Raw genomic sequence first — 10,142 nt, forward strand, 5'->3', positions numbered from 1 at the left:
GGTTGAGTCGCCGGTTGTTCTCGTGTGCTTGAGGCCCGGAAGGGGTCGGCTGTCCGGGGTGCTCCTCTCGCAGCCGCGTTGAACGGTCTGCGGGTTACGGGCGCGGATACCGAGCTGGACGGGCGAGCTCGCAGGAAAGGAGCGGGGGCGAGGGTGAGGTCAGGACCAAGGTCCTGACGGCTACGGCGAAGACATCCGGGTCGCTCGCCACGGGAAGGACACAGACCAGCTGACCGCCGGGCACACACAGCGCATGGCAACCCCGCCAACGCCTGGCGCAACCCGCAACACGGACACCCCCGCCTGCGACGCGTCGTCAGCATCAAGTGCCGTGACCGCCACGGTTACCTGGACGGAGCGGTGTCCAGAGTGGTGAGAGTGGCGCATCGAAGGCGGAGGAGGAACTCGTAGCGGAGCTACGAGCGACGGCGACTCCGGGCCCCGCGGCTTTCCGAGCTTGCGAGAATCCGCGGGGGGGGGCGACACCGAAGCGAGGTCCGCTTCTAGGCGACGCGACGGGGCAAAGATCGGCGGCCTCGGGACACTACAGAAAATGAAGTGCCAGGGTGCCGGCCCGACTGGGCCGCTCACCTGCTCAAACACTTGCCCGGTCGATAACCTTGGCCTTTGATCCTCTGTGGTCGAGCCCGAGCACGATGCCGGATATGGGGCAAAGATCGGCGGTCTCAGGACACTAATCGAGCCAGAGCACGATGCCGGTCATGCCGTTGAGCACGGCCGCGGCACCCGCCCGGACCGCACGGGCGGCGCGCTCGGGGGTGAAGCTGCCGGGATCGTACGCCGAGGACATGCCGAGACCCTCGCCGCGGAACGACGCACCGGTCCAGTCGGCGGCGGTGACGTTCTCCGTGGGCTCGGCCAGCTCCGCGCCGACCACTAGGAACTGCTGGTCCAGGTGGTTGGGGGTGACCAGGGCCAGGGGGTCGACGAGGGCGTCGCCGGCGCTGACGATGAGGTCGGGCCTCATGCCGAGCGCCCTGCCGATGGTCGGCACGAACTGGTCGGACCGCGTGGCCGTGAGGGTCCTGAGGCTGACGCGCTCCTCCTCGGCCCACGCCGTCACCGCGCTCACCAGCGTCGTCGTCTGGGGGTCGTCCCCCGCGGTGAGCAACACCACGCGGTAGCCCTCCGGCGGGCGGACCCCGTTCCAGGAGCCGGACCGGGGTGTGATCGTCGCCTCCGGGGCGGGTGACACGGCCGGGAAGAATCCCGGGCCGAGGGTGCCGACGGCGGTGGGCTTCGCGTGCGGCCGGGACCAGTCGTCGCCGGAGCCGCATCCGCCGGCCAGCAGGGCGGTCGCGACTGCCCCGGCCAGTGTGCAGGCAGGCAGAAGCCGAGAGCGCATGGGGATCGTCCTTCGAGGCGCCGGGAAGTGCGCCTACTTCCTACCGCATGATCTGCGGCCTCCGGCGCCCCAGGCCGTCGCCGCCGGACGTGGTTCCTCGACGGTTCTCGTACGAGACACCGCTCGTTCATCCCAGTCGAGCAGATTTCGTACGCCATAGCCAAAAGGAGTCATATGTCCCCCGCCGCTCGGCGTCGTATCCGTGCTGTCATCGCCGCCGCAGCCGTGGCCGTCCTGTTCAGCGCCCTGTCCACCCTCCTGGGGGCCCTGCCCGCCCTCGCTCACGGGTTCACCTCGACGGTCTACGCCAGCCTCGCCTCACCGCAGGCCGGGCACGTCCGCACCGAGCTCCAGTTGGAGTACGACCTGCTCGTCGTCTCCGCGGCCGACTACGAGAAGGACGACCCGCTCTTCAAAGCGGGCACCGCGGCGTTCGAGGCCGGTGACGCGGCACAGCAGGCCGCCGCGCTGGACGCCCACGCCGACTCGGTCGTCGCGTACGTCACCGAACGCTTCGGCGTCACCGCCGGGGGCAAGGCGTGCACCCCGGTCAGGGACGGCGGCTTCACGATCGGGCCACGCGAGGGCGTCCCGTACGCGCGGCTGACCCTCGACTACCGGTGCCCGGGGGCCGCCGAAGCCCACGAGGTGCGCAGCGCGCTGTTCGCCGGCTCCGAGGGGTACGTGCGCGACAGCAAGACGATCGTCACCTACGACCTCGACCTGAAGACCGGAAGCACCGCCCTCGACGCTCAGCATCGGTCGTTCTCCACGCACCAGTCCTGGTTCGAGCGGTTCTGGGAGTTCTTCCGGCTCGGAGCCGAGCACCTGCTCGGCGGGCTCGACCACATCCTGTTCCTGCTGGCGCTCATCGCGGGGTCGCGCCGCCTGCGTGAGATCGTGCTGGCGGCGACGACCTTCACGCTGGCCCACTCGGTGACGTTCGTCCTCGCCGCCCTCGGCCTCGTCGAGGTGCCCGCGTCGTTCGTCGAGCCCGTCATCGCCCTGTCGATCGCGGTCGTCGCGGGCTGGCATCTGTGGCGCATCTGGCGACGTCGCTCGCACGCCACGGATCTCGAAACGGCCGGTCACGGTCACCTGAGCCTGGACCGCGCGGGCTGGACGCGGCTCGCGGTGGTCTTCTGCTTCGGCCTCGTGCACGGACTCGGCTTCGCCTCGGCGCTGGGGATCGACCAGGCCTGGTCGTGGACGCTCCTGTGGTCGCTGCTCGTCTTCAACGTGGGCATCGAGGTCGTCCAGTTGACGATCATCGTCGCGGTCTTCCCGCTGCTCGCCCTGCTGCGTCACCGCCGGTCGATCGCGGGGCTGTGGACGACCGGGGCGATCGCGGCGGGTGTTTCCGCGATGGGCCTGGTGTGGTTCGTGCAGAGAGTGCTCGGGCTCTGAGATCACCTCACACTTCCGGCAAGCGCAACGGTCCGCCTGCTTCGCGTTCATCTCCCTGACACCGAATACCGAAAGCGTGCAGAACGCTCCAATAACCCCCAAATGGATGGAAAGCCATGAAGCTCGACAAGGGGACTCAGGGCCCCGGGCTCGTCCTGCGCCGGGTGGCCATGAGCGCCACCGCGGCGGCCCTCAGCGCCGGCGCCGTGTTCGGCGGCGGCCTGGCGACCGCGGCCCACGCCGACAGCGCGACGCTCACCGGCGTCGTCCTCGGTGTGGGCGCCGACGAGACGCAGCGTGTCCTGTCGTGGTACTCCTCGGCGGGCACCGCGCAGGTGGTGCAGGTCGCGCCGGCCAAGAAGCTCGTGCACGGCGACTTCCCGAAGGACTCCGTCACCTTCCCCGCCACCGTGACGGCGAACACCGTCAACGGCGGCTACAACGCGCACGCCACGATCGACGGCCTCAAGCAGAACACTGAGTACTCCTACCGCGTCGGCGCCGAGGGCGCCTGGTCCCCGACGTACTCCTTCACGACCCAGAACTTCAAGGGCAACGACCTCGACTTCCTGTTCTTCGGCGACCCGCAGATCGGCTCGTCCGGCGACGTGGCGAAGGACGGCGCCGGGTGGGCGGACACCCTGAACGTCGCCCTCGCCGCCAACCCGAAGGCCGAGCTGCTGGTGTCCGGCGGCGACCAGATCGAGAGCGCCAACAACGAGACGCAGTGGAACGCGTTCCTCGCGTCCGACAAGCTGCGCCAGTACCCGTGGGCCGCCACCATCGGCAACCACGACGTCGGCGGCAAGGCGTACGAGCAGCACTTCTGGACGCCGAACACCGACCGCTCCACGCCGTACTACAACGGCGACGCGGCCACCCGGTCGGGCGGCGACTACTGGTTCACGTACAAGAACATCCTGTTCATCGACCTCAACAGCAACGCGTACGCCAACGGGTCGGACGCCGCGCACATCAACTACGTCACCGACGTCGTCAACAAGCACGGCCGCGACGCCAAGCACACCGTGCTGATCTACCACCACTCGATCTACTCGCCGGCCAGCCACGCGAACGACGGCGACAACCAGGTGCGCCGCCAGGACTTCCCGACGGCCTTCTCGAATCTCGGCGTCGACCTGGTCCTTCAGGGTCACGACCACAGCTACTCCCGTAGCTACGTGATCAAGAACGGCCAGAAGGCGAACAAGGACGAGCAGCCCGGCGCCACCGAGGTGTTCAAGGGCCCGGGCGGCGTCATCTACGTGACGGCCAACTCCGCGTCGGGTTCGAAGTACTACAACCTCACCGCTCCCAACACGGCCAAGGACCCGAACTACGGTCCCGACCCGCTGAACCCCAAGAACCACTGGGCCAACTCGGTCGAGAACCAGGAGCACGTCCGCACGTACGTGCGCGTCCAGGTGCGCGGCGACAAGCTCGTCGTCCAGAACATCCGCAGCGGCACCTGCGCCGCCCCCAACGCCGCGGTGGAGCTGGGCCAGGAGGACTGGTGCGGCCCGGACAGCGGGGCGAGCGCCGCTCAGCCGGTCGGCTCCCTCGTCGACCAGGTCGTGATCCACACGAACGAAGGCGGGCCCGGCAAGCCCGGTGGACCCGGTAAGCCCGGCGAGCCCGGTGGACCCGGTAAGCCCGGCGGACCCGGTAAGCCTGGCGAGCCCGGCAAGCCCGAGTCCGACTGGCTCCAGTAGACGACCGAGGGCGAGTGGGGCCGTAGCGATCAGCCGATCCGGCCCCACTCTCCCCCGAAACCACCCGAGGATCATGCAGATGCACCCGCCGAGACCCCGTACGGCAGCCGCAGCCGGCTCCCTCACCCGCGCCGTCGTCGTGGCGCTGCTCGCCGCGTTCGGCCTGTGCGGAGCGGCGACTGCCCCCGCCGTGGCGGCGGACGGCGAGGTCTCCTGGACGGTCGCGACGGCGCCCGGCGACTTCGGGTCCGACCGGCCGAACTACAGCTACACGCTGGACCCGGGCGGGCGGATCGAGGACGGTCTCGTGGTCGCCAACCACGGCACGACGCCGCTCCACCTGAGCGTCTACGCCGCGGACGCGTTCACCACCGAGCAGGGCCGGCTCGACCTGCGCGGCCAGGAGACGAAGCCGGCCGCGGTGGGCGCCTGGGTCCATCCGGACCGGTCCGACGTGACGGTCCAGCCCGGCGAGTCGGCCGAGGTGCCCTTCACGGTCGCGCTTCCCGGCGACGCCGCACCCGGCGAGTACATGGGCGGCATCGTCACCTCGCCGGCCCCGTCCGGCGCGCCGGACGACGGACGGCGTCTCGGCATCCGGATCCGCCTGCGCGTGGGCGGGGAGCTGAAGCCGAGCCTGTCGGTGGAGGACCTGCGGGTGCGCTATTCCGGCACGCCCAATCCTCTCGGAACGGGCGAGGCCACCGTCACCTACACGGTCCGCAACGACGGCGACAGCATTCTCAGCGCTCGTCAGGCGGTGGCCCTGTCCGGACCGTTCGGGCACTGGGACGCCCGCGCGGGACACATCGACGACTCGCCCCCGCTGCTCCCGGGCGACACCTGGAAGGTCTCCGTACCGGTGCGCGGAGTGACTCCCGCGCTGAGACTGACGGGAACGGTCACGCTCGTCCCGCTGCTCACCGACGCGGCGGGCTCGGTCGCCCCGCTCGCCGCCGTCGACGGCACCGCGCACGCGTGGACCCTCCCCTGGGCGCCGCTGCTTGTCCTCGTCGTCCTCTGCGGGCTCCTCGTCGCGGCTCTGGCCTCCCGGCGCCGGTGATGTCACGCGCTCCCGGAACCGCACGTCGTCTTCGACGCCAGGCCGGTGTGTTCGGCGGCGAAGGCCAGGATGTCCGCGGTCAGGGCCCGTTCCTTGCTCGCGGGCGAGGCGGCGTGGGCGGTGCCGGGTTCCCGGCGCATGAGGATCGGACGGTCACCGGCGGTGGCGTGCTGGAGTGCCGCGCACATCTTGGTGACATGGGCCTGTCCGGTCTGCAGGTCGGTCACCGCGCCGGTGAACAGGAAGGCCGGATAGGGGGTCCCGGGCGTGACGTTGTGGTACGGGGAGTACGTCAGCAGCCACCGGAGTTGTTCGGGCCGGCAGGCGCTGCCGAATTCGTCGGTCCACGTGCATCCCAGGCCGAATCGTTCGTAGCGCACCATGTCGCACAGCGGGCCTTCGGCGACGACCGCGGCGTACAGGTCCGGTCGCCGTACGGCGGCGGCGACGACCAGGAGACCGCCGGCTGACTGGCCGTATATCGCGAGTTGGTCGCGGGTGGTCGTGCCGGTCTCGACGAGCCAGGCCGCGGCGTCGTTGAAGTCGCTGATCGCGCGGTGTTTGTTCGGCCCGCGGCCGGCGTCGTGCCAGTGCTGCCCCTCCTCGCCGCCTCCGCGTACGCAGGCGACCGCGTAGGTGCCGCCGGCGCCGACCCACGCGGCCGCCGGGGGGAAGAACCAGGGGCGCATCGGCATGCCGAAACTGCCGTAGCCGTACAGGAGGGTGGGGCGCGGCCCCTGGTGCTCCTCGTCCGGAGTGAACAGGAACAGCGTGATCTCGGTGCCGTCACCGGCGCGACAGCGGACGGCGCGGCTGCGGATCCGCGGAGCGTGCCCCGCTGTGGCGGCGCCGGCTTCCCGCTCCATCGTGCCGAGCGCCGCGTCGTAGCGGTAGACGGTGGGAGGGGTGGTCGCGTCGCAGTAACTGAACCAGGCCTGGTGCCCGTGCGGGACGCTCGCGCGCAGGCAGGACACGACGCCCGCGCCGGGAAGGGGCAGCGCGGTGAGCAGCCGGCCGTCGGCCAGGTCGTGCAGCGTCAGGGCGGAGGTGCCGTGGCGGGCGCGTGCCACCAGCAGGAGGGGCCGCGTAAGCGCCGGGCCGTCCAGGACCAGGCACTCGTCCAGAGGAGCCTGAGGATCTTCGGCGATCAGCGTGCGCCAGGCGGCCGGGCCGGCATCGTGCCGGTCCGCCACGCAGACCCGGCCGCACGGAGCCTGGTGGTCGGTGACGAGCAGCAGGGCGCCGTCCGCGAGGAAGCGCGGCAGGACGCGGGCGCCGACGGCCGCCCCGTCCACGACCTTGACGAAGCGCGGGGCTTCCGGATCGCCGAGCTCTGCCACGTACACGTCGTTCTGCGCGGTGGGCCCGGCCACGGCGGTGACGGCGAGACGACGGCCGTCCGCGCCGACGGTGAGCCCGTAATAGTGGTCCGGGGCGTCCTCGCCGCCGAACACCACGGTGTCGTCCTGCCAGGGCGTGCCGATCCGGTGCAACCGCACCCGCCGGTGCAGCCGCATGTCGTCCGGGGCCAGTTCCTCGCCGGGGACCCGGCTGACGTAGTAGAACGCGTCTCCTCCGGGCAGCCAGGCGACCGAGGTGTTGCGGGCGCGCGGCAGCGGCCCGTCCACCACCTCGCCGGTGCGCGCGTCGAGCACCACGATGTCGCTGCCGGGCTGCTCGGCGACCTCCATCTGGACGGCCACACGTCCGCCCTCGCGCGACGGCCACCAGGCGTAGAGCCCCGTGTGCCCGGACGGATCGATCTCCATCGGATCGACCAGCACCCGCCTGTCGCCCTCGGCGTCGACGACGATCAGGCGCCGCTGCTCGTCCCCGCAGAGTTGCTCGGCGAGGAACATGAGCGAGCCCCGCACCGTCGGCGGCTCCGGCACGCCGAAGGAGGACACCTGGTCGACCGAAGACGCCCAGAATTCCTTCTCACGCCATTGTTCGCGGCAGGCGAGGAAGAGGCGATCCTGGGCCGCGGCCCAGTCCCGCACGCGCGCGTCATCGCTGTCTTCCAACCATCGATAAGGATCGGAAACCGGGAATCCGAACAGATCCTCCACCACATCGCCGCGCCAGGCGGCAGGGTAGAACAATCGCGGCATGAAGGTCCCCCGCCTCCGATAGGTGCGCCGTAACGGGTCGAGGCACTGCGGCCCGCAGCCGCAGCACCTCGATTCACTCGGCTACGACTCGCCGCGGAGAATGTCCGCCTGCCAGCCGCGTACGCCGCCGACGCGGGCAGCGGGAGTGGAATCGCGATACGGCAGGTATCCAGTCATATCAGCCTCCTGGATCCGTTCGGCTCACCCATTATGGGCGATTACGAGGCGAACCGTCCCCGCGCCCGGGATCGATAAACTCGGGCGCCGCCTCCGGCTCCTCGACCGACCGTGCGGCGAAAAGCCGTCAATCACACTCCCGTTAAATTCACCGAAAGAAACGATGGCGTACGGGAATGCCACTGGAGATCAATCTCCTACGACGGCAGTTCGGAGTCTTCCGCGGTAGATCCCGGGCCGACGGGCGTGGGACGCGGCCGGATCGGCAGCACCGGCGCCGAACCGCGGTCCCCGGCCGGAGCACCGGGCGGGCGGGTGAAAGGCTGGACGGGTCCATCGCCGGCGGAACGGGGCCATCACCATGGGGGACATCGGCGCGAGGAGCCAGCACAGCGGGACCGAGGACCTCGACCAGGCGGCTGCCACGTTCGAGAGCGTGCGGCCGCGCCTGTTCGGAATCGCGTACCGGATCCTGAGCAGTTCCACCGAAGCGGAAGACCTGTTACAGGACGTCTGGCTGCGCTGGCAGGCATACGACCGCGGCATCGTGGCCGACCCGGGGGCGTTCCTGGCGACGGTGACCACGCGCCTGGCCATCAACGCCCTCCAGTCCGCGCGGGTCCGCCGCGAGACGTACGTCGGCCCGTGGCTTCCCGAACCCGTCGACACCGGTAACGACCCTCACCTCGGCGCCGAGCGAGGCGAGGCCCTCAGCTTCGCGGTCCTGCTCCTGCTGGAGAAGCTCTCGCCCACCGAACGCGCGGCCTACGTGCTGCGGGAAGCGTTCGACTATCCCTACCGGGAGATCGCCGAGATCATCGAGGCGAGCGAGGTCGCGGTGCGGCAGCTCGTCAGCAGGGCACGCAGGCACATCGCCTCCGAGCGCCGGGCACCGGTGAACCGGGCCCACCAGCGCAGACTGCTCACCGCCTTCGTCGCCGCCGCCCGCTCGGGCGACCTTGCCGCGCTGGAAGAGCTCCTCGCCGCGGACGTCATCAGTTACTCCGACGGCGGCGGCGCCGTACGAGCCTCGCGCATCCCCGTGTTCGGCGCGTTCCGGGTCGCGAAATACCTCAGAGCGTTCGCGGACCGGTTCTGGGCCGGGGTCGAGGTGGAATGGGCCGACGTGAACGGGCAGGCGGCCGCTCTGCTGCGCCACGACGGCGAGCTGTTCGCGGTCCTCACCGTCAACGCCTCCGACGACGGCATCGACCAGGTGCTGTGGATGATGAACCCCGCCAAGATCGCCGCACTCGCCGCACTGTCCGCCGCGGGCTGACGCCGTCGCGCGCCGGGTGGCGGCCGGCCCGCCCGAAGCCGGCTCCCTCCCTCAGACGGGGAACTCGACCTGGGCGAGCCGCTCGGAGACGGTCCACAACCGGGCCGCGTCGCGCTCGGGCCGGACGGATTTGTAGAGGGACAACTCCGTCGGCCCACCGGTGAACTGGCCGATGCCGTCGGGGCCGTAGAAGCGGCCGCCCTGCGCCTGTGGGCTGGTGGCCGCGTACAGGGCCGGCCGCAGCCCGGCGTCGACCGTCTGCACGAACAGACCCCACCGGAGGAGCAGCTTCATGATCCTCTCGTAGGGTGCGGAGCGGGTGCGCCCCATGTTCGGGCCGGACGCGTAGAGATTGGTCAGAGTCGTGCCGGGATGTGCGACGGTGCTGACGACGCCCCATCCGCCGGCCTTGCTGCGCCGGTCCAGTTCGAGCCCGAAGAGCAGGTTGGCCAGCTTCGACTGACCGTACGAGCGGACCGGCGAATACTTCCGTTCGCTCTGCAGGTCGTCCCAGTCGATCGCGGCGGAGCGGGCGGCGCTGCTGGACATCGTGGTGACTCGCGCCCCTCTGAGGCGCAGCAGCGGCAGGAGTCGTGCCACCAGCGCCACGTGGCCGATGTGGTTGGTGCCGAACTGCAGCTCCAGGCCGTCCGTGGTGGTCTGCCGGGTGGCGGGGGCCATCACGCCCGCGTTGTTGATCAGGATGTCGATCGGGCGGGCCTCGTGTCGAAGGGTGGCGGCGAGCGCCGCGATCGATTCCAGCGAGGCCAGGTCGAGCTCACGGGTGGAGACGGCGGCCTCCGGCACCGCCGCAAGGATCTTCTGGACGGCGGCGGCTCCCTTGGCGGGATTGCGGACCGGCAGCACGACCTCGGCCCCGGCCCCGGCCAGGCGGATCGCCAAGCCGAGACCGAGACCGTCGCTGCCGCCCGTCACCACGGCCAGCTTGCCGGTCAGATCGGGCACATTTTCGGCATCCACAGCAAACCTCCTGGTCAACAGAGAGTTTCGGTCTGCCGACAAGACA

At 70.6% G+C, this 10,142-nt stretch carries 7 protein-coding genes; 4 read left to right on the forward strand and 3 right to left on the reverse strand.

All coding sequences use genetic code 11. The annotated features are described in order from the left end of the window. Nucleotides 1-694: 694 nt before the first annotated feature. On the reverse strand, nucleotides 695-1,366 hold the full coding sequence (locus ACGFIB_RS24545) for a type 1 periplasmic-binding domain-containing protein (protein ID WP_189105059.1): 672 nt from the start codon (nucleotides 1,364-1,366) through the stop codon (nucleotides 695-697). Between the two features lie 174 nt (nucleotides 1,367-1,540). On the opposite strand from ACGFIB_RS24545, the gene ACGFIB_RS24550 reads away from it, so the two are divergent. The 3 genes from ACGFIB_RS24550 to ACGFIB_RS24560 all read left to right on the forward strand — a co-directional run bounded on the left by ACGFIB_RS24550 (nucleotide 1,541) and on the right by ACGFIB_RS24560 (nucleotide 5,548). Then, on the forward strand, nucleotides 1,541-2,773 hold the full coding sequence (locus tag ACGFIB_RS24550; protein ID WP_393375185.1) for a HupE/UreJ family protein: 1,233 nt from the start codon (nucleotides 1,541-1,543) through the stop codon (nucleotides 2,771-2,773). A gap of 116 nt (nucleotides 2,774-2,889) precedes the next feature. After that, nucleotides 2,890-4,485, forward strand: coding sequence for a fibronectin type III domain-containing protein (locus ACGFIB_RS24555; RefSeq protein ID WP_393375188.1), 1,596 nt, complete (start codon nucleotides 2,890-2,892; stop codon nucleotides 4,483-4,485). A gap of 79 nt (nucleotides 4,486-4,564) precedes the next feature. Next, complete coding sequence (locus ACGFIB_RS24560) at nucleotides 4,565-5,548, forward strand: WxL protein peptidoglycan domain-containing protein (RefSeq protein WP_393375191.1); 984 nt, start codon at nucleotides 4,565-4,567, stop codon at nucleotides 5,546-5,548. Nucleotides 5,549-5,550: 2 nt separating this feature from the next. Here the strand turns inward: ACGFIB_RS24560 and ACGFIB_RS24565 are convergent, their stop codons facing one another. Further along, nucleotides 5,551-7,659, reverse strand: a complete 2,109-nt coding sequence (locus ACGFIB_RS24565; protein WP_393375193.1) for a prolyl oligopeptidase family serine peptidase — start codon at nucleotides 7,657-7,659, stop codon at nucleotides 5,551-5,553. Nucleotides 7,660-8,197: 538 nt separating this feature from the next. Here ACGFIB_RS24565 and ACGFIB_RS24570 point away from each other — a divergent pair. Continuing rightward, a complete protein-coding gene (locus ACGFIB_RS24570) occupies nucleotides 8,198-9,115 on the forward strand; it encodes an RNA polymerase sigma-70 factor (protein WP_357248813.1) in 918 nt (305 codons plus the stop codon). Nucleotides 9,116-9,166: 51 nt separating this feature from the next. Here ACGFIB_RS24570 and ACGFIB_RS24575 read toward each other — a convergent pair whose 3' ends face one another. After that, nucleotides 9,167-10,096: an SDR family oxidoreductase gene (locus tag ACGFIB_RS24575; protein WP_208762417.1), complete on the reverse strand. Its 930-nt coding sequence runs from the start codon at nucleotides 10,094-10,096 to the stop codon at nucleotides 9,167-9,169. Between the last annotated feature and the right edge of the window lie 46 nt (nucleotides 10,097-10,142).

It is taken from the genome of Microbispora bryophytorum (assembly GCF_043197435.1).
Classification (GTDB): Bacteria; Actinomycetota; Actinomycetes; order Streptosporangiales; family Streptosporangiaceae; genus Microbispora; species Microbispora bryophytorum.